The organism is Mycobacterium neumannii, from assembly GCF_048452905.1.
Taxonomy (GTDB): Bacteria; Actinomycetota; Actinomycetes; order Mycobacteriales; family Mycobacteriaceae; genus Mycobacterium; species Mycobacterium neumannii_B.
In genome coordinates this window covers 1,943,750-1,965,600 of the sequence record NZ_JBCGVF010000003.1, presented here as the reverse complement: position 1 = coordinate 1,965,600, position 21,851 = coordinate 1,943,750, and the positions used below count along the sequence as shown (strand labels likewise).

23 protein-coding genes are annotated in these 21,851 nt (G+C 67.4%); 17 read left to right on the top strand and 6 right to left on the bottom strand.

The features are described 5' to 3' along the window. Positions 1-249 precede the first annotated feature (249 nt). Together AAHH99_RS15935 and AAHH99_RS15930 are read left to right on the top strand one after the other, a co-directional pair. The gene (locus tag AAHH99_RS15935; protein ID WP_418769463.1) at positions 250-657 is read left to right on the top strand and encodes a VOC family protein; all 408 of its coding nucleotides are present in this window, start codon (positions 250-252) and stop codon (positions 655-657) included. A 14-nt stretch (positions 658-671) separates the two neighbouring features. After that, positions 672-1,520, top strand: coding sequence for a rhomboid family intramembrane serine protease (locus AAHH99_RS15930; protein WP_418769462.1), 849 nt, complete (start codon positions 672-674; stop codon positions 1,518-1,520). Positions 1,521-1,526: 6 nt separating this feature from the next. Here AAHH99_RS15930 and AAHH99_RS15925 read toward each other — a convergent pair whose 3' ends face one another. Continuing rightward, on the bottom strand, positions 1,527-3,437 hold the full coding sequence (locus tag AAHH99_RS15925; RefSeq protein WP_418769461.1) for a potassium transporter Kup: 1,911 nt from the start codon (positions 3,435-3,437) through the stop codon (positions 1,527-1,529). A gap of 96 nt (positions 3,438-3,533) precedes the next feature. On the opposite strand from AAHH99_RS15925, the gene AAHH99_RS15920 reads away from it, so the two are divergent. Further along, positions 3,534-4,364: a hypothetical protein gene (locus AAHH99_RS15920; protein ID WP_418769460.1), complete on the top strand. Its 831-nt coding sequence runs from the start codon at positions 3,534-3,536 to the stop codon at positions 4,362-4,364. Here the strand turns inward: AAHH99_RS15920 and AAHH99_RS15915 are convergent. Continuing rightward, complete coding sequence (locus AAHH99_RS15915) at positions 4,357-5,016, bottom strand: O-methyltransferase (RefSeq protein ID WP_418769459.1); 660 nt, start codon at positions 5,014-5,016, stop codon at positions 4,357-4,359. The genes AAHH99_RS15920 and AAHH99_RS15915 overlap by 8 nt on opposite strands. 54 nt (positions 5,017-5,070) lie before the next feature. On the opposite strand from AAHH99_RS15915, the gene AAHH99_RS15910 reads away from it, so the two are divergent. The 8 genes from AAHH99_RS15910 (at position 5,071) to AAHH99_RS15875 (ending at position 12,512) form a co-directional block, all read left to right on the top strand. After that, entirely contained in the window at positions 5,071-6,036 is a 966-nt protein-coding gene (locus AAHH99_RS15910) for a DUF4129 domain-containing protein (protein WP_418769458.1), read from the top strand. After that, a complete protein-coding gene (locus AAHH99_RS15905; RefSeq protein WP_418769457.1) occupies positions 6,033-6,518 on the top strand; it encodes a hypothetical protein in 486 nt (161 codons plus the stop codon). The genes AAHH99_RS15910 and AAHH99_RS15905 overlap by 4 nt, the downstream gene beginning before the upstream one ends. Further along, positions 6,515-7,480, top strand: a complete 966-nt coding sequence (locus tag AAHH99_RS15900) for an AAA family ATPase (protein WP_418769456.1) — start codon at positions 6,515-6,517, stop codon at positions 7,478-7,480. The genes AAHH99_RS15905 and AAHH99_RS15900 overlap by 4 nt, the downstream gene beginning before the upstream one ends. Beyond that, positions 7,477-8,727 (top strand): DUF58 domain-containing protein, encoded by a 1,251-nt coding sequence (locus tag AAHH99_RS15895; RefSeq protein ID WP_418769455.1) that lies wholly within the window; start codon positions 7,477-7,479, stop codon positions 8,725-8,727. Before AAHH99_RS15900 ends, AAHH99_RS15895 begins: the two co-directional genes overlap by 4 nt. 32 nt (positions 8,728-8,759) lie before the next feature. Continuing rightward, complete coding sequence (locus AAHH99_RS15890; RefSeq protein ID WP_418769656.1) at positions 8,760-9,146, top strand: hypothetical protein; 387 nt, start codon at positions 8,760-8,762, stop codon at positions 9,144-9,146. Positions 9,147-9,182: 36 nt separating this feature from the next. Then, positions 9,183-10,823, top strand: a complete 1,641-nt coding sequence (locus tag AAHH99_RS15885; RefSeq protein ID WP_418769454.1) for a DUF222 domain-containing protein — start codon at positions 9,183-9,185, stop codon at positions 10,821-10,823. A gap of 112 nt (positions 10,824-10,935) precedes the next feature. Beyond that, entirely contained in the window at positions 10,936-12,240 is a 1,305-nt protein-coding gene (locus tag AAHH99_RS15880) for an MFS transporter (RefSeq protein ID WP_418769453.1), read from the top strand. Then, a complete protein-coding gene (locus tag AAHH99_RS15875; RefSeq protein WP_418769452.1) occupies positions 12,237-12,512 on the top strand; it encodes a hypothetical protein in 276 nt (91 codons plus the stop codon). The genes AAHH99_RS15880 and AAHH99_RS15875 overlap by 4 nt, the downstream gene beginning before the upstream one ends. 53 nt (positions 12,513-12,565) lie before the next feature. Here AAHH99_RS15875 and AAHH99_RS15870 read toward each other — a convergent pair whose 3' ends face one another. Beyond that, complete coding sequence (locus tag AAHH99_RS15870; RefSeq protein WP_418769451.1) at positions 12,566-12,916, bottom strand: aminopeptidase; 351 nt, start codon at positions 12,914-12,916, stop codon at positions 12,566-12,568. Positions 12,917-13,067: 151 nt separating this feature from the next. On the opposite strand from AAHH99_RS15870, the gene AAHH99_RS15865 reads away from it, so the two are divergent. Then, the gene (locus AAHH99_RS15865; protein ID WP_418769450.1) at positions 13,068-13,973 is read left to right on the top strand and encodes a DMT family transporter; all 906 of its coding nucleotides are present in this window, start codon (positions 13,068-13,070) and stop codon (positions 13,971-13,973) included. Between the two features lie 16 nt (positions 13,974-13,989). On the opposite strand, the gene AAHH99_RS15860 is transcribed toward AAHH99_RS15865, so the two are convergent. The 3 genes from AAHH99_RS15860 to AAHH99_RS15850 form a co-directional block, all read right to left on the bottom strand. Beyond that, on the bottom strand, positions 13,990-14,799 hold the full coding sequence (locus AAHH99_RS15860) for an ANTAR domain-containing protein (protein ID WP_418769449.1): 810 nt from the start codon (positions 14,797-14,799) through the stop codon (positions 13,990-13,992). A gap of 10 nt (positions 14,800-14,809) precedes the next feature. Then, positions 14,810-15,121: an STAS domain-containing protein gene (locus AAHH99_RS15855; RefSeq protein ID WP_418769448.1), complete on the bottom strand. Its 312-nt coding sequence runs from the start codon at positions 15,119-15,121 to the stop codon at positions 14,810-14,812. Positions 15,122-15,325: 204 nt separating this feature from the next. Beyond that, positions 15,326-17,293 (bottom strand): SpoIIE family protein phosphatase, encoded by a 1,968-nt coding sequence (locus AAHH99_RS15850; protein ID WP_418769447.1) that lies wholly within the window; start codon positions 17,291-17,293, stop codon positions 15,326-15,328. Positions 17,294-17,476: 183 nt separating this feature from the next. Between AAHH99_RS15850 and AAHH99_RS15845 the strand changes: the two genes are divergently transcribed. The 5 genes from AAHH99_RS15845 (at position 17,477) to AAHH99_RS15825 (ending at position 21,760) form a co-directional block, all read left to right on the top strand. Further along, a complete protein-coding gene (locus AAHH99_RS15845) occupies positions 17,477-17,836 on the top strand; it encodes an STAS domain-containing protein (protein ID WP_418769446.1) in 360 nt (119 codons plus the stop codon). Positions 17,837-17,961: 125 nt separating this feature from the next. Continuing rightward, positions 17,962-18,234, top strand: coding sequence for a hypothetical protein (locus AAHH99_RS15840; RefSeq protein WP_418769445.1), 273 nt, complete (start codon positions 17,962-17,964; stop codon positions 18,232-18,234). Between the two features lie 24 nt (positions 18,235-18,258). Then, entirely contained in the window at positions 18,259-19,845 is a 1,587-nt protein-coding gene (locus AAHH99_RS15835; protein WP_418769444.1) for a S53 family peptidase, read from the top strand. Beyond that, positions 19,842-21,035: a zinc ribbon domain-containing protein gene (locus AAHH99_RS15830; RefSeq protein ID WP_418769443.1), complete on the top strand. Its 1,194-nt coding sequence runs from the start codon at positions 19,842-19,844 to the stop codon at positions 21,033-21,035. The genes AAHH99_RS15835 and AAHH99_RS15830 overlap by 4 nt, the downstream gene beginning before the upstream one ends. Further along, positions 21,032-21,760 (top strand): hypothetical protein, encoded by a 729-nt coding sequence (locus AAHH99_RS15825; RefSeq protein ID WP_418769442.1) that lies wholly within the window; start codon positions 21,032-21,034, stop codon positions 21,758-21,760. Before AAHH99_RS15830 ends, AAHH99_RS15825 begins: the two co-directional genes overlap by 4 nt. Positions 21,761-21,851 lie beyond the last annotated feature (91 nt).

Below are 21,851 nucleotides of genomic sequence, written 5' to 3'. Positions count from 1 at the left end.
TACCCAAGGCAAACGAGTACAAACGCCTCAGCAGAACCCGAAAACGAACCACACGCAGGCGTTACACCGCAGCGGCGTGATCTGCACCGCAATATCACCGGAATTCGATAAGCGGGCGAACAGAAACTTCGATAACTCTGAGAATTTGCTACCGATCTTTAATTGATCGTGATCTGCACGGTGACCGAATTGTTATCCACCGCGGTTGGGCGGAGCGCCGAACACAGGGCTGAACATAAGGTGGTCCCTGTGAAGCTGGACCTGCTGAGCCCCGGCGTCGAAGTCGGCCTCGTCACCACGAACCGAGACGAGATGGTCGCGTTCTATGAAGGGTTCCTCGAACTCGAACCCCAAGGCGAGATCGAGTTCCCGGGCGGTTCGCAGAGGCGGTACTCGCTGGGCGGCAGCGTGGTCAAGCTGGTGACCTACGAGACGCCGCCGCCGCAACCGGTTACGGCCGGAGGCGGCCGGGCGCAGGCCGGGATCCGGTACTTCACGGTGGGGGTGAAGAACCTGCGCGGCATCGCCGAGGAATTCGCCGCCTCCGGGTACGACGTCGTCGAACCGCTCACCGAGTTCGCGCCGGTGCCGGGTATGGGCTGGATGTTCGTCGCCGACCCGGATGGCAACTGGATCGAAATGTTCGGAACGCTGTGACCGGCTCCCAACCCATGTCGACCCCTCCGGTGACGCCGACGTGCTACCGCCACCCCGATCGGGTGACCTATGTGCGCTGCGCACGGTGCAACCGCAACATCTGTCCCGAGTGCATGCGCGCGGCATCGGTCGGGCATCAGTGCGTGGAATGTGTGAACGCCGGCGCGCAGCAGGTCCGGCAGGTGCGCACCCAGTTCGGTGGGGTGGCGACGGCCAAGCCGATGGTCACCTATGTGCTGATCGCCGCGAATGTGGTGATGTTCGTGCTGCAGATGGCGGTGCCCGGTTTCCAGCGCGAACTCGTGCTGCAGTCCTACGCCGTGGCCGATGGAGAGCTGTACCGCCTGATCACGTCGGCATTCCTGCACTACGGGCCGGCCCACATCCTGCTCAACATGTGGGCCCTCTACGTGGTCGGGCCGCCGCTCGAGGCGGCCCTGGGCCGGCTCCGGTTCTCGGCCCTTTACCTGCTGGGCGCGCTCGGCGGATCCGTGCTCGTCTATCTGCTGTCGTCGCCCGTGGCGCAGACCGCGGGCGCGTCGGGCGCGATCTTCGGGCTTTTCGGGGCGATATTCGTGGTGGGCAAGCGGATGAACATGGACGTGCGATGGGTGGGCGCGATCATCGCGATCAACCTGGCGTTCACGTTCATCATCCCGCTGGTGAGCTCGCAGAACATCAGCTGGCAGGGTCACCTCGGAGGACTGGTCACGGGTGCCGCGATCGCGACGGCCTACGTGTACGCGCCGCGCGGCTCGCGCAACATGGTCCAGGCCGGGGCCAGCGCGGTAGCGCTCGTGGTCTTCGCGGCGCTGATCTGGTGGCGCACCGCCGATCTGCTGGCGTCGCTCGGTCTGGCCTGAAACCCGCTACAGCTGGATGCGGGAACCGACGATCACGGTGCGGTCCAGCGGCAGGCCGAAGTGCGCTGCAGCGTCGGCGGTGATGTGCGACGTCGCGATGAACAGTCGTTTGCGCCACGGCGCCATGGTCGGGGCGTCACCGGAAAATAATTCGAGCTTGGACAGGAAGTAGGACGCGTTAGCCAGGTCGACCGGGCCCTCGGTGTCCGCGGGATCGAGCAGGGCCAGCGCCCGAGGCACGTTCGGCCGTTCCATGTAACCGAACCGCGCGACGACGTGGACGATCCCGTCTCGGGTGTAGCCGAGGTCGTCGTGCGTCATCCGCTCGGTATCAGGCACGCGCGGCACCGTCTCGGTCTCGACGGAGACGATCAGTACGTGTTCGGCCAGGACGCGGTTGTGTTCGACGTTGGTTCGCATGGCCAGCGGTGCGGTGTGCGTGCTGCGGTTCAGGAACACGGCGGTGACCGGTATGCGGATCAGCGGCGGTTCGCGGTGCGACAAGCCGGCGACGAATTCATGCAACGGGCCTTCGGCGCGTTCGCGCGCGGTAGTGACGACCGCGCGCCCGCGCTGCCAGGTGGTCATCACCGTGAACGCCGCCACGGCGATGGTCAACGGTAACCACGCGCCGTGCACCAGTTTGGTGAGGTTGGCGCCGAAGAACATCAGGTCGACCACCAGCAACGCACCCGCGCCGGGCAGCACTGCCCACAGCGGCCACCGCCACCGCGTGCGCGCGTAGTAGAAGAACAGTGTCGTGGTGATCGTGATGGTGCCCGTCACCGCCATTCCGAACGCGTAGGCCAGCGACGCCGAACTGCGGAAGGCGAATACCAGGATCAGCACTCCCAGCAGCAGCGCGCCGTTGATCCACGGCACGTAGATCTGCCCGATGGTCGACGCCGAGGTGTGCTCGATGCGCAGTCGCGGCAGGTATCCGAGACGTGCGGCCTGCGAGGTCACCGAGAACGCGCCCGTGATGACGGCCTGTGAGGCGATCACCGTTGCGGCGGTGGCCAACAGCACCATCGGGACGCGAGCCCACTCCGGTGCCAGCAGGAAGAACGGGGCCGCCACCGTCGACTCGTCGCCCAACACCAGCGCGCCCTGGCCGAAGTAGTTCAGCGTGCAGGCGGGCAGGACGAGCCCGAGCCACCCGAAAGTGATTGCCCGCCTGCCGAAGTGGCCCATATCGGCGTAGAGCGCCTCGGCGCCGGTCACCGCCAGCACGATCGCCGCGAGCGCGAAGAAGCCGATGTGGAAGTGTTCGGTGATGAAGGTCAGTGCGTAGGTCGGCGACAACGCCTTGAGGATCTCCGGATGCCCGGCGATGCCACGCACCCCGCATAACCCGATCGCGACGAACCACAGGATCATCACCGGGCCGAAGAACCGTCCGATGGTGGCGGTGCCGCGGCGTTGCACCGAGAACAGCGCGACGATGATCACGGCGGTGACCGGAACGACGAAGTCCGCCAGCTCCGGGTCGATCACTTTAAGGCCCTCGACCGCCGACAGCACGGAGATCGCGGGCGTGATCATGCTGTCGCCGAAGAACAGCGCGGCGCCGAACAGACCCAACGCGGCCAGCGTCGCCGTCACCCGTCGCCCGCGCCGGCCGGTCCACCGGCGCAACAGCGTGATCAGCGCCATGATCCCGCCCTCGCCGCGGTTGTCGGCCCGCATGACCAGCGTCACGTAGGTGAGCGTCACGATGATCATCACCGACCAGAAGATCAGCGAGACGACGCCGTAGACGTGGCTGTGCGCGACGGGCACGGGATGCGGATCGCGGGGATTGAACACCGTCTGGATCGTGTAGATCGGGCTGGTGCCGATGTCGCCGAACACCACGCCGAGCGCGGCGATCACCACGGCCGGACGCAGCGACGTGGTATCCGGCCCTGCCCGCATTCGATGATCATGGCCGAGCGGGGGCTCGTTCGCGGCTCATCGCGGCGGATCGGCAGAGCGGCAATGTGGTCCCGTGCGCTTTGGGAGGATGAGGACGTGGCCGACGACGCGCTCGACGAACTGTATGCCGCCAAGCTCGAGGACTTCACCGCGCTGCGCACCAAGCTCGCCGGTGAGGCGAAGAAACGCGGCGACGCCGATGCGGCCAAGCGGATCTCGGCCGCGCGGAAGCCGACGACCGCGGCGTGGGTGGTCAACCGGCTCGCGCTCGGCGACGAGGACGTCACGCAACGCCTGAAGGGTCTCGGTGAACGGTTGCGCGACGCGCACGCGGCGATGGATGGTGAGCGCATCCGGGAGCTGTCGGCCAAACAGCGTCGGTTGGTCAACGATCTGGCCCGTAGCGCGTTCGAGGAGGCGGAGCTCAAGCGCCCGACGGGAGCGCTGCACGACGACGTCACCGGCACGCTGCAGGCCGCCATCGCCGACCCCGATGTCGCGGATCGGCTCGGCCGCCTGACCAAGGCCGAGGAGTGGTCAGGATTCGGCGAGTTTGGCGACACCGCAATTGTTTTCAGCCCTACCACGAAACGCAAGCCGAAGCGTGAACCCGAGCCCGAACCCGCAGATAAGCGCGACGAAGGACGCGACGGCAAGGACGCGGAGGCGAGCAGGCGACGACAGCAGGCGCGCGCCGAACTGGCAGCTGCCGAGCGCGCCAGGTCCGAAGCCGACGATGCGTTGTCCGAGCTGCAGTCCGACCTGGCCGCCGCCCGCCTGCGCCACCAGGACGCCCGACGCCGATTACAGGAGGCCGAGCGCGGCCTGGTCGGCGCCGAGGACGCCTACGACAAGGCCAAGCAGGCCTCGCGCGAAGCCGCCGCCGCGGTCAAGGAGGCCAAGGCACGACTGCGGCGCGTTAAGTGACTGCGCGGCAACTGATCTCCATACTGTCGCTCTCCCGTGCCGGGATCGGTACGCTGACGTAGCCGTTGGCCGGGTCACGGACGTACTCGAGATAGGGCACCAATTCATCCATCGACGTGTTGTCCGCGACGACCAGTGCGCCCGGGGACAGGCGCGGTTCCAGCAGCTCGAGCACCGGAACATACAACTCCTTCCAGCCGTCGAGAAGGACGAGATCGACTGTGCCGGCCAAGGTTTGCAGCGTGTGCAGCGCATCGCCTGCGAGCACCGTGATCACGTCGTCGAGACCGATGTCGACGAACGTCTTCGTTGCTGCGGCGACCTTGGCCGCGCTCAGTTCGGTGGTGACGACGCGGCCCCTTCCGTTGTCCCGCACCGCCGCGGCCAGGTGGATCGCGGACAGGCCGAGGGACATGCCGAACTCGACGACGGTGGCGGGTTTAGTCGCCCGCACCAGCGCGTACAACAGCCGGCCCGCTTCCGGCGTCACCGGCAGATAGAAGTCGCTGAGAGCGTCGGCGCGCTCCTGGGGCGTCGCCTCCGACAGGCGGGCGAAGTCGGCGCGCCGAAGTGCCTCCATCTGATACCGCGCTTCGGCGTACATCCGGTCGATCGCCCCGGCGACGCGGGACTCATGCAGCGTGATGGTCATAGTTGTCGAACGTATCGGGCCGACGGCCATTCGTGTCAGGATGACCACAGGGCCATGGGGACTTCGGGCACGTCGACTCGACGCGTGATCGCGGTGATCGCGCTCATGGTGCTTGTGGCATGGGCGTTGCGCGGCTACGTCCCAGGCGCCGAGCGGACCGCCGAAGAGCCCGAGCAACGCCAGAGCAACCCGCTGGCGCTGGCGGCGGTCATCGTGCTGCTGTGCGCGGCGGTGGCCATCATCGGTTTCGCGATCATCGTGCGGATGCGGGACAAACGGCCACTCCCGGCGCCGGCCGGGAGCCTGCCTCGGGACCGACGGCCCGGCGACCGGCCGTCGTGGCGGTTCACCCTCGTCGCGTTGGCCGCGCTGATCGGGTTGGTGTTCCTGGTCTTACTTCTATCCCGTCTGTCGCTCCCGGTGCCGACCGAAGAGGTGCCGCCGGCCGCCACACCCGACACGTCCGTTCGCGGCGATCCCGACGACTCCGTCTCGCCGCGTCCGGACGAGGACGACGCGGCCGACGGCAACGTCGTGAACTACCTGATTCCCCCGATACTTCTGTTGATGGCGCTGATCGTCGTCGGTACGGCGGTCGCATCGCGGCGACAGGGGCGCCCCCCGACTTCGGCCGACATCGTCGAGGCGGTGGACGAGCCGGTGGTGCCGACGACCACGACATCTCTGGCCAGGGCCGCCGAGGTCGGCCTCGCCGAGATCGGTGACCTGAGCCGCGAACCGCGCGAGGCGATCATCGCCTGCTACGCAGCGATGGAACGCGAACTGACGAGGGTCCCCGGCGCGGCGCCCCAGGCGTACGACACCCCGACCGAGGTGCTCGCGCGTGCAGTCGCCAGCGGGGCCTTACGCTCCGACAGCGCCACCGAACTCGTCGAGTTGTTCGAGGAGGCGCGGTTCTCGCCGCACGTGATGAGCGAGCAGCACCGTGACGCCGCGGTGCAAGTGCTCAACCGGGTGCTGAGCGAACTACCGCAGCGCACGACGGGGGTCGCGTCGTGAGAAGGCTTGTGGCCGCTGCGTTTCTGTTGGTTGTGGGTGCAGAACTGATCGCGGTCGCCGGCCCTGACCGTGAGCTGATCCTGATCGTTTCCGGCATCGCGCTGGCGCTGGCGTTGCTCGGCCTGCGGTGGCAGCTGGCCCGTGAGGCCGAAACCGGCGACGTTGTAGCACCTTCCGACGATGCCGCCGAGTCGTTGCGTCGCTGGCGATCACGCACCGAGACCCTGATCAGCCGCGCGGAGGCCACCCGCACCGACTGGGACAGACACCTAAGGCCCATGCTCGCGCGGCAGTTCGAGTTGGCGACCGGCCAACGCCGCACCCGCAACCGATCCGCCTACCACGCCACCGGCGAGATGCTGTTCGGCCCGGAGCTGTGGGGTTGGGTCAACCCCGAGAACGTCGCCAAACGCGGGACGGAAGAACCCGGCCCCGGCCGAGCGACGCTCGATGAGATCCTGCAACGGTTGGAGCGGGTATGACGACAGGACTGCCTGCGGCGGCCACCACCGCGAACTGTGAAGCGGTGCTCGACGAGATCGGGCGGGTGGTGGTCGGCAAACGCGATGCGCTGGCGCTGATCCTGACGACCGTGCTGGCCGGGGGACACGTGCTGATCGAGGATCTGCCGGGTCTCGGCAAGACGCTGATCGCGAGGTCTTTCGCCGCGGCGCTCGGGCTGGAGTTCAAACGCGTGCAGTTCACCCCGGACCTGCTGCCCGCCGATCTGCTCGGCTCGACGGTGTACGACATGCAGTCGGGCCGTTTCGAATTCCGTCGCGGCCCGATCTTCACCAATTTGCTTCTCGCCGACGAGATCAACCGCACACCGCCGAAAACACAGGCGGCGCTTCTCGAAGCGATGGCGGAGAGCCAGGTGAGTATCGACGGTGCGACGCACCCGTTGCCCGCCCCGTTCATCGTGTTGGCGACCGACAACCCGATCGAGTACGAGGGCACGTACCCGCTGCCTGAGGCTCAGCTCGACCGCTTCACGATCCGGCTCGAACTGCGGTACCTCTCCGAACAGGAAGAGGCCTCGATGTTGCGCCGCCGCATCGACCGCGGCTCCGCCGAACCGACAGTCGCTCAGGTCGTGGACGCCCACGATCTCGTCGCGATGCGGGAGTCGGTGGAACAGGTCACCGTGCACGACGATGTGTTGCGCTACGTGGTGTCGTTGGCTGCCGCCACCCGCCAGCACCCGCAGATCGCGGTGGGCGCCAGTCCCCGCGCTGAACTCGATCTCGTTCAGCTGGCCCGCGCCCGCGCGCTGCTGCAGGGTCGTGATTACGTCGTCCCCGAGGATGTGAAATCGCTTGCGGTTCCGGCAGTTGCGCACCGGATCACCTTGCGACCGGAGATGTGGGTGCGACGAGTCCGTGGCAGCGATGTAGTCGACGAACTACTGCGGCGGCTACCGGTGCCGCGAACCGACCCGTGATCGAAATCCGCTGCACCGAGGCCGAGTTAGGCTGGCGCGCTTCACCTCTGACTAGGGCGCTGCTGACCTGTGCGGTGGTGACCATGGCCGTAGCGGTGCTCGGGTCGCGTTGGGAGCTCATCGCGTTCGCCGCGCCACTGATCGGGGTGTTGTGTTCGGTCGGGTGGCAGCGCGGGTTTCCCACGGTGCGAGTGTGCGCCGATCCTGGCGTCCACCGCTGCTTCGAAGGCGAGCCCGCGCGCATCACGATGTGGGCGGAGGCGGGGAACGAGTCGGTTAGTCTGCTGAGCGGTTCCATCGAGGGGATGACGCTCGAGGTCGCTTCGCGGGAGACTTCAAGGCAAACCGTGGTGGCGACCGCGGAACGCTGGGGCCGCTATCCGCTGCAGGCGCACCTGACGGTCGCTGCGCGGGGAGGTCTGGTCGAGGGGATCGGGGTGGTCGACGCCGCGGACGTCTTCGTGTTCCCGATGGCGCCGCCGCAGTCGACGGCGGTCCCGCGCACCGAATTGCTCGATCGGCTGGGCACTCACCTGACCCGGCACATCGGCCCCGGTGTCGAGTACGCCGACGTTCGCCGTTATGTGCCGGGAGATCAACTGCGCACCGTGAACTGGGCGGTCAGCGCGCGTAGGGGAAGCCTGCACGTCACCGAGCGGTTGACCGACCGCGCCGTGGACGTGGTCGTGCTGATCGACAACTACGCCCAGCCGGCGGGTCCCGCGACCGAGGCGACCGAGCGCACGGCACGCGGCGCGGTGCAGGTGGTGCAGAGCGCGCTGCGCAGCGGTGACCGGGCGGGCATCGTCGCGCTCGGTGACCGGCACCCGCGGTGGTTGAGCGCGGATATCGGCCGAAGGCAGTTCTATCGGGTGCTAGACGCGATGCTCGGTGTCAGCGGCGGTTACGACACCACGTCGGGAACCCTGGCGCCGCGCGCCGCGGTCCCGCCGGGCGCGATCGTCGTCGCGTTCTCGACGATGCTCGACACCGAGTTCGCGCTGGCGTTGATCGACCTGTGCAAGCGCGGCCACACCGTTGTGGCGGTGGACGTTTTGCAGGGTGCGCCGTTCGAGGAGGGATGCGACGCGTTGGTGGCGCGGATGTGGGCGTTGCAGCGATCGTTCATGTATCGGGACATGGGCACCGTCGGTGTGGACATCGTGGCGTGGCGCGAGGACGACACGCTCGACCAGGCCATGCAGCTAGTGCCCCAGCACCGCAGACCGGTGCGGAGGCGACGGTGAATCGCACGTTGTCGACGGGCTTCGGTTTCGTGATGGTGGCGGCGGCCGCACTGGCTGCTGACGATGCGGCATTGATTGTGTGTGGTTTTGCGGTAGCGATGGTGATGCTGGGCAACGTGTTTCGGATGGCTGCCACGTTGGCGGTGTTGTCGACGGCCGCGGCGATCGTGGTGGCATCGGCGAGTCCAGTGCTGGCCGCGCTGTGCGGATTGTCCGGTGCGGCGTACCTGGTGTTGCGGCATACCGCCGATGTCACCGTGCCTACTGTCGCTGGGGCACTGGGCTTTACGGGCATTGCTTTGGCGGCGGTGCTGCTGTCACCTGAGCTGCCATGGGTCCCGCTGGCGGCACCGATTGCGGTGTTGGCGATTGTCGTGCTCGCGACGCGGCCGTTCTGGTTGGGTGCCTCGCAGCGGTGAACCGTACGCCGGAGGTTGCGCCGACATAGTCCCAACGTGTCGGTGGACGATGGCATACTCGAACACATGTTCGAATCCGATTTCGCGAGCGCCGACGACAAGACAGTCGTGGCCGCGATCGAGGAGTGTGCGCGCGCCGAGGCGATGCTGGCCGCGCGGCGGCTGGCCGCCACCGCGGAGCTGACCGCGCGCTACACCGAACCCGATGAGGACCGCGATCACCTGGCCGTAGACGGGTGGCGGATGGCGTCGGCGGAGATCTCGGCGGCGATGCGGGTCGGGGACCGGGCGGCTTCGAGCCAGATGTGCATCGCGATGGCGCTGCGCGAGCGGCTCCCGAAAGTCGCGGCGCTGTTCGCCCAGGGACGGTTGAGTGCGGCCCTGGTGTCGACGATCACCTGGCGGACACAGCTGATAGTGGACTCGCAGATCGCCCAGCGCATCGACACTGCGATCGCGCAGCGTGCCGGTGAGTGGGGTGGGTTGTCGGTGGCGCGGCTGGAATCAGCGATCGACTCCCTTGTCGATCAGCACGATCCCGACGCGCGCCGGCGCATGCGCGAGGCCGCCCAGAACCGGGATGTACGCCTGGGCAAGCGTGATGACGTGACCGGAACGATGTCACTGTGGGGCCGATTGAGCATCGCCGATGGTGAACTGCTCAAACGCCGGCTCGCGCAGTTGTCGAGCCAGGTATGCAAAGACGATCCGCGCACCGCGGGGCAGCGTCGCTCCGAAGCGCTCGGCGCCATCGCTGCCAATGCCGAGGGATTGAGTTGCAGATGCGGTAGTCCCGACTGCCCGTCAGCCGGACAAGATGATCCCCGCGCAGCGCACTTCGTCATCAATGTCATCACCGAAGCCAACGCTCCGAACACAGAACCCGTACCCGCAACACCTGCCGAATCTGCGACGGCAGAGCGGGCGGCGGGGCCGGTGGAACCGGCGACAGAGCCGCAAGCTGCCGAACCGGCGACAGAGCGGTCGAAGCCGAGATCCGCTGCGGCACTGATCATCGGCGGCGGGCTGATCCCGACCCCGTTGTTGGCTGAGCTGATCAAGAACGGGGCCAAAGTCCAGTGGGTTCACAAACCCCCCGCCGCGCCCGAGACCGGCTATCGGCCTTCGGGCAAGACCGCACGATTTGTCCGAATGCGTGATATGACATGCCGGTTTCCCGGTTGTACTCGCCCGGCAGAATTCTGCGACCTTGACCACACCACGCCCTCTCCGGCTGGCGCCACCCATCCGTCGAACCTCAAGTGCCTGTGTCGAATTCATCACCTACTCAAAACGTTCGGCGGGTGGGGCGATCAACAGCACCCCGACGGAACCGTCCTGTGGACCGCACCGTCTGGGAGAACCTATTTCACCCACCCCGGAAGCCGGTTGTTCTACCCCGGCTGGGACACCACCACCGCCACACTGCTCGTGCCCACCGGACCAGCACGACACGGCGACAAAGGCGCGATGATGCCGCGCCGCCGACGAACCCGCGCCCAAGACCGGCTTCGACGAATCGAACGTGAGCGCGCCCTCAACGCCATCGACCGCAAGAGATGGGCCGCGCCCGCGACCACCCAACCCAGTAGGCCCCCACCACAGAACGATGACCCGTGGAAAATCACCACCGACGCCAACATTGACACCACGGACACCGATCCCGCACCGTTCTGACCGACTCGTCGACTCGGCCAACGGGCGGGGGACGTAGCCGATATCTTCGTAGGGCGCTTGCCACCCCGGGTAAGCGAAATGCTCAGCGCAGCGCTTACTTTCGGGAGGTCGGATGCCAAGCGATGTGCGGAAGGCGATCACGGGCGCATCGATCGGGAACGCCGTCGAGTGGTTCGACTTCGCGATCTACGGCTTCCTGGCGACTTTCATCGCGACCAACTTCTTTCCGGCGGGCAACGAGACGGCGGCACTGCTGAACACGTTCGCGATATTCGCGGCCGCCTTCTTCATGCGTCCGCTCGGCGGATTCGTCTTCGGCCCGCTGGGGGACAAGATCGGCAGGCAACGGGTCCTGGCGTTGGTGATCCTGCTGATGTCGGGTGCGACCGTCCTCATCGGCGTGCTGCCCACCTACGCCTCGATCGGTGTCGCCGCGCCGCTGCTCCTTCTGCTCCTGCGTTGCCTGCAGGGGTTCTCGGCCGGCGGTGAATACGGAGGCGGCGCCGTTTATCTCGCGGAGTTCGCATCCCAACGCCGACGCGGGTTGACCATCACCTTCATGGCGTGGTCAGGCGTGCTGGGCTTCCTGCTCGGCTCCATCACCGTGACCCTGCTTCAGGCGCTGCTGCCCACCGAGGCGATGGAGAGCTACGGCTGGCGCATCCCGTTCCTGATCGCCGGGCCGCTGGGCCTCGTCGGCCTCTACATCCGGCTGCGCCTCGACGACACACCGCACTTCGCCGAACTCAGCGAGACCGACCGCGTCGCAGAGTCGCCGCTGCGTGAGGCGTTCACGACGTCATGGCGGCCGATCCTGCAAGTCATCGGCATGTTCATCGTCTTCAACGTCGGCTACTACGTGGTGTTCACGTTCCTGCCGACCTACTTCATCCAGACGCTCGAGTTCTCCAAGACTGACGCCTTCCTGTCGGTCACACTGGCCAGTCTCGTCGCACTCGTCCTCATCCTTCCGTTGGCCGCGCTGTCGGACCGGATCGGCCGGCGTCCGATGCTGATCGCCGGGTCGGTGGCCTTCGCGGTTCTCGGCTATCCGCTCTTCCTGCTGCTCAATTCCGGGTCGCTGGTCGCCGCGATCGCCGCCCACTGCGGCCTGGCCGTCATCGAGTCGATCTACGTCTCCACCGCAGTGTCGGCCGGCGTCGAACTGTTCGCGACCACCGTGCGCTACAGCGGATTCTCGATCGGTTACAACATCTGCGTCGCCGGGTTTGGCGGCACCACCCCGTACGTGGTCACCTGGCTGACCGCCGAGACCGGCAACGACCTCGCCCCAGCGTGGTACCTGGTCGTCGCTGCGGTGGTCTCGCTCGCGACGATCATCACTTTGCGGGAGTCCGCTGGCCGGCCGCTCGCACAGACCGCGGATCGACAGCCCGCGGCTAGGGTGGGTTCATGAAGCTTCGCGTGATGCCCTACGTCACGGTCGAGATCGACGATCAGGTGCGCCGCCGCGCCCGAGCCGCAGGCGAGCGACTGCGCGTCAATGTGCGCGCCTACCTGTTGAGCGCCGCCGACGACGTCGACTCCGCCAGCGACAGAGTCCGCGGTCTGTGCGACCGGGCGGTCAACCGCGTCGACACCGTCGTCGCCACGGTCAACGAACGGATCGCACCCGAGCCCGCGGCACCGTCACTGCGCGTGGTCACCGGCGACCGCGAGGCCAGCTAGCGTCCAAGGCTCGGCTGGGTCGCCGCCGGCCGACCTCGCGATACCGACTGGCGTCAGCCCGCCCGCGTGTTGCGGCCGCCGACCAGGAATCCGGCGACCAGCACGACCAGACCGATGATCGCGACCGGAATCGACCACATGCGACGATCGGACACCGCCGAGTGACACTGCGCGACGTAGTCCGGCGGATCCTCAGTCAGCTCATCGATAATCGGGAGGTTCTTCAGCTGGTTGGGATCGTTGCTGTTGGCCTGGCTGGCCTCGGAGTCGTCCGCGGCGATGGCATTGCCACACGAGATCTTCTGGTTGTCCGGCCCGGAGATCGACACCGGGACGAGCATGGCGATGACTCCAACCAGGAGGACCACCGCACCGACCAGCACAAGCAAACGTCGCAGATTCATGATCGGTTTGATGCCCCGATAGGTGGGGCACCAAACCTCGCAAACGGTCGCTGCCACCGAGCCAGGCGCGCAGGCCCGCGATCCGTATGTTGTTGTTGGCCGATGTGCGCAGCCTGGCAGGAAAGGAGCAAGAAGCTTTGGTAGGCCACTCGTGGTAGATCAGGGTCTGGTCGTCCTGCTCGCCCTGCTCGCCGCGGTCTTCTTGGCGATCGGCATCGTGGTTCGACAGCGCGCCACCTTGGACGTACCGGAGGAGCACGGCATCAGCACCGTGATGGTGACGACGCTGCTGCGCAGGCCGCTGTGGTGGGCCGGCACGGCCGCCGCGCTGGCTGGCTATGGCTTTCAGGCCCTTGCTTTGATCAAGGGTTCGTTGCTCCTTGTTCAGCCCATCCTGACCTCGGCGCTCCTGTTCGCTCTGCCGCTGAGCGCTCGGCTCGCCAACCGTCGGGTCACTCGCCGGGAGTGGATGTGGGCGATGGTGCTCACCGCGGCGCTGGCGGTGTTCGTGGTGCTTGCCAAGACCCGACCAGGTGACTACGAGGCGTCCGTTCCCCTTTCCGTTCTCGTAGCAGTCGTCTGCGCCGGTGCGGTGACCGCATGTGTGATCTTGGCCGTCCGCACCGCCGGGTGGAAACGTGCGGTGCTGCTCGCGGTCACGGTCGGATTGCTGTTCGGCGTTGTCGCGTTGCTGACGAAAATCGTGATGTTCCTGCTCGCCAATGGCGGCGTGGGCAAGGTGGTGACCACTCCTGCGCTCTACCTGCTCCTCGTGCTGGGCGTCCTAGCGGTGTTCCTGCAACAGTCGGCGTTCCACGCCGGATCCCTACAGACCTCGGTGCCGACGATGCTGGTTCTCGAACCGGTGGTCGCCGTTGGGCTGGGCGCGGTGGTCCTCGGCGAGCATATGACTGTCGGCGGCGTGAAGGCGATCGCGATCTCAGCCGCCGTCGTCGCGATGGCTGCGGCCACGATCGCGCTTGGCCGCGAGGAGGGCGCGCTCGAAGAGGAACTCGAGGCGGAGGCCGCCGCCGCGGCAGCCAAACACGGGCCCTGACAGCACGGGCCAGACGCTACGGACCGTCGGAACGACGCTCCTCATGCGCCATCGCTGTCCACAAGAGCCGAGCCGCTTCACGCGCCGACTCCTGTGGAGCGATCGGCTCGGCGATACCCGGCTGCTGGGCCGGACGACCGCTGACATGTTCCAACAGCGCCACCGCCAGTTCGCGCAGCTTGACGTTGAACTCCTGGCTCGCGCGACGCAGCAGGCTCCACGCCTGCTCGGCGTCGCAGCCGACCAACCCCATCAACACGCCCTTGGCCTGCTCGATCGCGCCGCGCGACTGCAGCGCGGCCAGCAGGTCCTCGAACGCGGCCTCGTTCTGGGCGGCGGTGGTGACCAGGGCCGCCGAGACGAGTTGCTCGTAGGCGCCAAGTGTCGTGACGGTGACCGCCGAAGCGGACTCGGTTAACGTGCACGACAACACGATCGCCGCGTCCTCACGCCAGAAGCCCGGCACGGCCGCCGCTCCGTGTACGGCTTTCAAGTCGGTCGCGATGCCGCCGGCGAGTCCGGCGGCCGCATCGAAGGTCAGGTCGGGCCAACGTTCATCGGTCCACAGATCGAGGCTCAGCACCGGCACGTGATGAGTCAATGCGTCGGCCACGGGTCCGCCCAGTCCGGACAGCTGAGCTGCGATCATCTTCTCTTCGATACCGAGCGCGGCGAGTGCGGACGCGTCCTCGTTGAACCGCTTGTCGTGGACGGTGACGGCGACCCCCGCGGTGCCGGGAACGTCGGCCTGCAATCGTTCGAGGATCCGGTGCAACAGCGTGATCAGCTCGGGGTGCTGGCGAGGCTGAAAGCTGGGTGCTGGCACCGCGGTCCGCTCAATCGATGACGGTGACCGTCGCGACCTTGTCGAGGCCGGAGATCCCGAGAAGTGTGGTGATCGGCCCGTTCGTGGGCACGACCAGTTCGAGTTTGGCGTTCGCCGCGACAGAGAACAGCTCCCGCAGGGCGGCGCTGTCGCAGTACGTGACCCCGGTGAGGTCGACCGTGACAGAGGAGTTGTCCGCGGTCGCGCGTGACAGCACGTCGCTGAACTCGTCGACGTTCGCCAAGTCGATCTCGCCGACCGCGGTGACGACCGGGGGTGCCTCAGCGTCTCCGGACTCGAGCCGGAACTGGTTGCGGGTCACTACTTTCAGTCCCCCACCGTCAAAAAGGCACACCAATGGACGGCAGTGTGAGTGAGTCCGATCACAGAACCTCCCGATGTCCTAGAGGCCGCCCCACCGCCTCTGTGCATGCCACATAATCCGCATCGCTGCCTCTTCCTGACAGACGTTCCTTGCCAATGTTTGTAATACCACGACAGCGGCATCCAGGCGGGCAGAGCTGGTTCAAACTCGAATCTCCGGTAACTGAAACGTCATATCCACGGTGGTGCCGGCCGCCGTTCCGTCGAGATCCACGCGATCGCTGACGGCGCGCATCAACAACAGGCCCCGGCCTCGGGTGCCGGGATCGGGAGGCGGCGCCTTCCACGACCCGAAGTCGGTGACCCGCACGTGGATCGCCGTGTCGTGGATCTCGGCCTCGATGCGCATACGCCCCGGCTCGTGGCCGCGATAGGCGTGCTCGACGCTGTTGGAGCAGGCCTCGTTGACGACGAGGATGAGATCGGAAACCGACTCGTCGGAGGCGCCGTTGGCGGCCAGCCAGGCCGCCAACCGGTGCCGGATCTCGGTCAACTTCGCCGCGGTGGCGGTGTCGTCGATGACGAGGGAGGCCTTCGGCGACCGGTAGATCACGATCGCCACGTCGTCGTCGAAACCGCCGTCAGGCACCAACGCGCGCAGCACCGCGTCGGCGACACCTTCGATCGGCATCCTCGCGGTATCGGCCAACACCGCCGACATCCGGTCGATCTGGGAGTCGATCGACCGGTCACGACGTTCGATCAGGCCGTCGGTGTAGAGCATCAGCGTCGAGCCCGCGGGTAACGGATGCGTCGTCTGCGGGCGGGGCCGCGAGTGCGTCACGGCGACGGGGACCGATCTGGCCTCGTCGAGCAGTTGCGGTGACGCGGTTGTAGACACCAGCACCGGCGGAACGTGACCGGCGTTGCTGTACTCCACGGATGCGGACACCGTGTCGACGATCGCGACGAACACGGTGGTGCAGTATGCGTCCGGGATGAACTCGGCGACCGCGTCGAGGTGTTCGAGCACCGTCGACGGTCGCGCCCCCGTGAGCAGCAGCGCGCGCGTAGACGCACGCAGCTGCCCCATCACAGCGGCGGCCGCGAGTCCGCGCCCCACGCAGTCCCCGACCACGATCCCGATCCGGCCGTCACCGACGGGAAGCACGTCGTAGAAGTCGCCGCCGATCTCCAGCGGATGGACGGCCGGCTCGTAGCGCACGGCGAAGCCAGGCGGCAGATCGATTGGGGACAGCAGCGACCGCTGCAGCGTCAGCGATGTCTCCCTGGCGCTCTCGAACTGCCGCACGTGCTGCAAGGCCGAGCTGAGGTGACCGACCAGCGCCGAGACCAGTCGCCGGTCCTCCGCGCTGACCATCCGCGGAACCCGGTGCTCGAGGCACAGCACGACGTCCCGCGCCCCGGAGAGCACTGCGACGAAGCCCCTGGTGGTGCCGGCGCTCGGAACCGCGCCGACCGGCGTCACCGTCAGCGGTATCCACGTGCGGGCGTCCTCGAACGTGCGGCGCCAGTCCTCGCCGAGGTCCCTCCATGAGGCGACCGCGGGTTCACCGGCCACCCGCACCGTCGGATCCTCACCGTCGGCCTTCGGCCACATCACCGCGATCAGACGCTGCGCATCCAACGGAACGCGGCACTGCGCGAGCGTGATCGCCAGCACCTCGTCGACGTCCTTGGCGACGCTCACCGCCGTCGCCAACCGCGCCATCGCCCGGTCGCGCTCCGCCGCGGCGCGGGGTGCCGTGACATCGCGCATGGTGCCGACATAGAGACCGCGCCGCGAGTTGTGGTCGGGGACGGCATTGATGCTGATCGCGACCCAGCGCGTGCGTCCGTCGCGGTGCCTGATCTTGGTTTCGGCTGCCATGTGGCCGTCGCGCGCCAGTGCGGCCCTGCGATCGGCGGCCGCGACGCCGTCGACCGCCCAGGGATGGGGCATCGGGTAGGGCAAACCGTCCTGGCCGTATCCGGTGATGTCGGCGAAGGCGTCGTTGATCTCAACGACGCACCCGGTGGAGTCGGTGACGAAGAAACCCTCTTGAAGCGAGTTGACCAACGCGCTGCGGAACACGTCGCGATCGGCGAGATCGTCGGCTCTCGCTCGTTCGCGCTCGTAGCGCTGGTAGAAGTCTGCGGTGTCGGTCATGTTCGCGGCAGTCGGCCCTCCCAGCTCGCGTTCACCCCGGAATCGCCCAGCGCACAAGTCTCTTCTCGACATTAGCCTGCGTATCGCAGCATGAACCGCTGAAGCACTGATCTATGGCAGGACGCGACGCGTTAAGCTCGCCCCATTGCCGTCGTGGTGGCGGCGCCTACCGGAGGACCACCGTTGTCACGAATTGAGCCGATAACCACTTCGATCTCCCACGAGGACGGCATCGCTGTGTTGACGGTCGGCGGTGACGTCGACCTCGCAACGGTCCCGGCGTTCCAGGCGGCGATCACCGAGGCGCTCACGCAGGAGCCATCCGCCCTCGTCGTCGACCTGCTGGCGGTCGACTTCCTCGCGTCCGCGGGGTTGCAGGCGCTGGTCGCGACGCACGAGACCGTGAGCAAGTCGGCACGCTTCGCGGTGGTGGCCGACGGGCCCGCGACCAGCAGGCCGATCCAGCTGACCGGGCTTGACCAGGTGTTCTCGCTGTATTCGACGTTGGCCGAGGCGTTGGCCGCGCTGAAGTCCGGTTCCTAGTTCCCGCAGCGTCGCTAGCTGCGATTTCGAACTGAGCGAGGGTGCCGATCTTCGATTAGGCTTCGAATGCCGGCTTTGATCTTGAAGCCTTCTCCGCACCGGTCGGGACAGTTAGGACTGCAACCATGAGGTCAGCTCAGATCGGTCGTCGCATCGCCGCCGCCGCGGGTGGTGCCGCCGCGGTCGCGATGGTCATGTTCAGCGCATCGTGCTCCACCGAGGAGAAGGCGCCGGAGGAGACCACCACGACGACCACCACGACCACCACGACCGAGGCGCCGCCTCCGCCGCCGGTCGAGACCACCGACAAGGCGCCGCGCATCTCGCCGGGACCCAACCCGTTCTCGCCGACGGTGACCGCGCCGCCTGCGCCGACGGCGATCCCGGGCGACCACTAGCCGTCCATCGGCCCGGGCCGGACGGTGAGTGCGCGGCATCTCGGCGTGCTGGCGCTGATCACGGCGGGCGTATTCGTACTCGTCTCCGATCTGCGCCCCGTCTCCGCGCGCTTCGGCGGCGAGGTGATCGCCGGGCCGTACTCCTACCTGTTGGCGAGTTCGACCGATCTGGGGCCCTCGCTCGACAGCGGGGTTCAGCTGACGGTGGCGTTGCGCGACGAGCACCGCCCCGCGGGGGTGTACGGATGGGCCGACGGCTACGGCTTATCCGTCCGGTGGCGCCCGGGACATCTGTGGGCGGTGGTGGAAGGACCGGCGGCGTCCGTCGCGGATGCGTTCGACGTCGAGGTCCGTGACTATCGCGGCCGCCGCGGCCAGGTGTTCTATGCATCCCCCCAACAACCGGACGTGCCGGACGCGTTGCGCGAGGAGGTCTCAGAGATCGGCCGGATCCTCGGCTACGTGCCGCACCACACGTCGCACATCTGGTCGCTGCCGCTGGATGTGCCGGACAAGGGCCTGACCCCCGAGGCGCTGCGCAACACCTACAACGCCGCGCCGCTGGCGGCAGCCGGCTACACCGGCAAGGGCACCACGATCGTGTTCTTCGCCTTCGACGGCTTCGACCAGGCCGACCTCGACAGCTTCGCCGACACTTACGACCTGCCCCGCTTCACCCCCGAAGTGATCGGTGAACTCGACGAACCGCGCGGGGAAGCCACGATGGACCTTCAGGTGGCACACGCCGTCGCTCCCGATGCGCGCAAGGTCGTGGTCAGTGCGCTTCCGACCGTCACCGCCGACGGCGCGTTCGAACGCATCGGCCAGATGCTCGAAGAGACGGACCGTCGGTATCCCGGCGCCGTGTGGAGCTTCTCCATCGGGTGGGGCTGCGACAAGCTGATCACGGCCGCCGACCTCGCCCCCGTGCGCTCCGCGCTGGCCACCGCGCAGTCGCACGGCACCACGGCGTTCAACGCCAGTGGCGACCTCGCGGGCCTCGAGTGCAAAGGTGGCGACGACTGGTCCTCGCCGCCGGGCGAGTCCGACATCGGCCTGGACTCGATCGCCTCGCTGCCGGAGATGACCGATGTGGGCGGCACCACCCTGTCCACGGACAGTGACGGTCGGTGGCTGTCCGAGCAGGCCTGGTTCGACGTGCCGTTGTCGGTGGGCACGGGCGGCGGTGTCTCGGCGGTGTTCGACCGTCCGGACTGGCAGCGCGAGGTGTGGCCCGACCTCGACACCGACCGACGGCTGACTCCGGACGTCGCAGCCGTCGCGGACCCGTTCACCGGTGTGCGCATCGTCTTTGCGCAGACGCCGTTGGTCGGTGGCGGCACGTCGCAGTCGGCACCGATATGGGCGGGCCTGGCCGCGGTGATGAACCAGTACCTGCTCGCCAACGGCGGACGCCTGCTCGGCGACCTGAACCCGCTGCTGTACCGCATCTCTCGGGGCGCGGAGCTGCCGGCCTTCCGCGACGTCACCCTCGGAGGTAACGCGGTCGCGGACGCGCTGCCCGGCTATGACCTGGTGACCGGACTCGGCACTCCGGACGTCGACAATCTCGTGCGCAACGTGCTCACGCTCCAGAAGGCGGCCGCATGACCACCGGTGACGACGACAGCGTGCCGACCGCGGAGTGCCGGGTCTGCAAGACCGACGTGCCGGCCGGCGAGTACTGCGGGTTGTGCGGATGTCACCTGACACCGCGGCCGCGCGAAGGCCCGGACTGGTTGCGGCCGCTCGACTTCAGCGCCGCGCCGAAAGAGCACCTTCTGCAGCTCTCGGTCGCCAGCTCGCTGTTCCCGCACCTGCCGCAGCGCTCGCGCTCCGCGTTCCGCATCGGCCTGCTGGTGTTGGTGGCGGCGCTGATCGCTTTCACGTTGCTGCGGTTGCCCGCCGCCGTGGTGACCGTCGCCGCGTTGGGGCTGCCGCTGCTGTTCGTCTTGTACCTTCGCGAGTCCGATGCCTTCCGCGACTTTCCCGTCGGCACACTGGTTCTCACGGTTGTCCTGGCGGTGGGGCTCGCCGTCGGCTGGGCGCTGTTGACGGGTGCGATGTTCGCCAAGTCCTACGGAGTCGCATTGGGTTCGGCGATCGTCGGCATGCGCATGTTGAGCATGGGCATCGTGGTTCCACTCGGCGGAGTCATCCTGATGTTGTCACCCGCCGTGATCGTTCGCGTGACGCGCCCGTCCTCACGAGAGGCGTTGGACGGCTTCATGATCGGGACACTCGGAGGCTTGAGCTTCTCCGCGGCGGCGACGCTTACCCGGTTGGCTCCGCAGTTCGGCACCGGCGTGGTGAGCAAGCGCCCGATGGAGAGCCTGCTCGTCGAGGCGGGCATCCGGGGACTGGCGGCGCCGTTGATCGCCGCGGCGGCCGGTGGATTGATCGGCGCGGCACTGTGGTTCACCCGGCCACCGAGCAAACGTGACCAACGCCCGGGTGTCGTGCGCGCGATGCTGCTCGGCTTCGCCGCCGCGGTGCTGGTCGTGTATCTGGCGCTGGGCCTGATCGATGTCGCCCGCTTCCCGCAGGTGCTGATGTTGGTGCTCTACCTCGTGTTGGCCGGGGTGGCGCTGCTGGTGTTGCGGGTCGGCCTACACCTGGCGTTGCTCCACGAGGCACACGACGAGATCCGTGCGGAGGAACCGCTGTTGTGCCCGCACTGCGGACACGTCGTGCCGGATATGGCGTTCTGCCCGGCGTGCGGGGTGGCGACGCGTGCGTCGTCGCGCTCTTCACGCAGGGCGAGGCGCGAATCGCGGCCGGTTCGCGGTGACCCGGAATGAGCGCACCGACGAATTTCTTTCCCGGGTACGCGGTTCCGGCCGGCGCATACGCGGCCGCGGCGCCGCGGCGGACCTCGCGCAGGCGGCTGGTGCTGACATGGTTGGCCGTGATCGCGCTGATCGCCACCGCCCTGGTCGGAATGTCGGCGATGATGGCCAAGCCGCCGGTGCGCTACGTATGCCCACCCGATTGCGGGCGTCCGCCAACCGGCACCCCGGTGTCCATCAATCCCCGTTTCACCTCGCCGGACGGCGCGTTCTCGGTGTCATATCCCGCGTCGGACTCGGCCTACCGCGTGAGCACCAAGCCCAACGGGGTGACCGCCGAACTCCTCGCCGGTGACGGTGGGACGCTGCAGCTGTTCAGCGAACCCGCCGCGGGCCGGTCCGCGCAGGAAATCGCAAAGTCGTTGGTGAAAGCCAGTTTTCCCGACACCCGGACCGCTTATGAGATTCCCAACGCGATGGTCGGCTTCCACTCGGGATACGGCGAAGTCGCCGACTGTTGGCCGCAAGGCGCCAACAGCAGCTATCTGCGCATGCGGGTCCTGGTCGTGGCCGCGGTGAAGAACGACCTGGCGCTGATTGCGGCAGCAGTCGGGCCGTACCACCAGTTCAGCCCCGACTTCGGGTTCGGCAAACCGTCCGGTGCCAACCTCCAGATCGCCCTGGATATGGGCAAATACGTCAACAGCTTCAGCTGGAGTGGGGATCGGCCCCGGTGATGCATTCAGATGGCGCCGTTGAACAGGCAGAGCCAGGCGGCCACCATCACGATGACCGCCAGGACCCCGGTCACGATCACGTGAGCCAGCA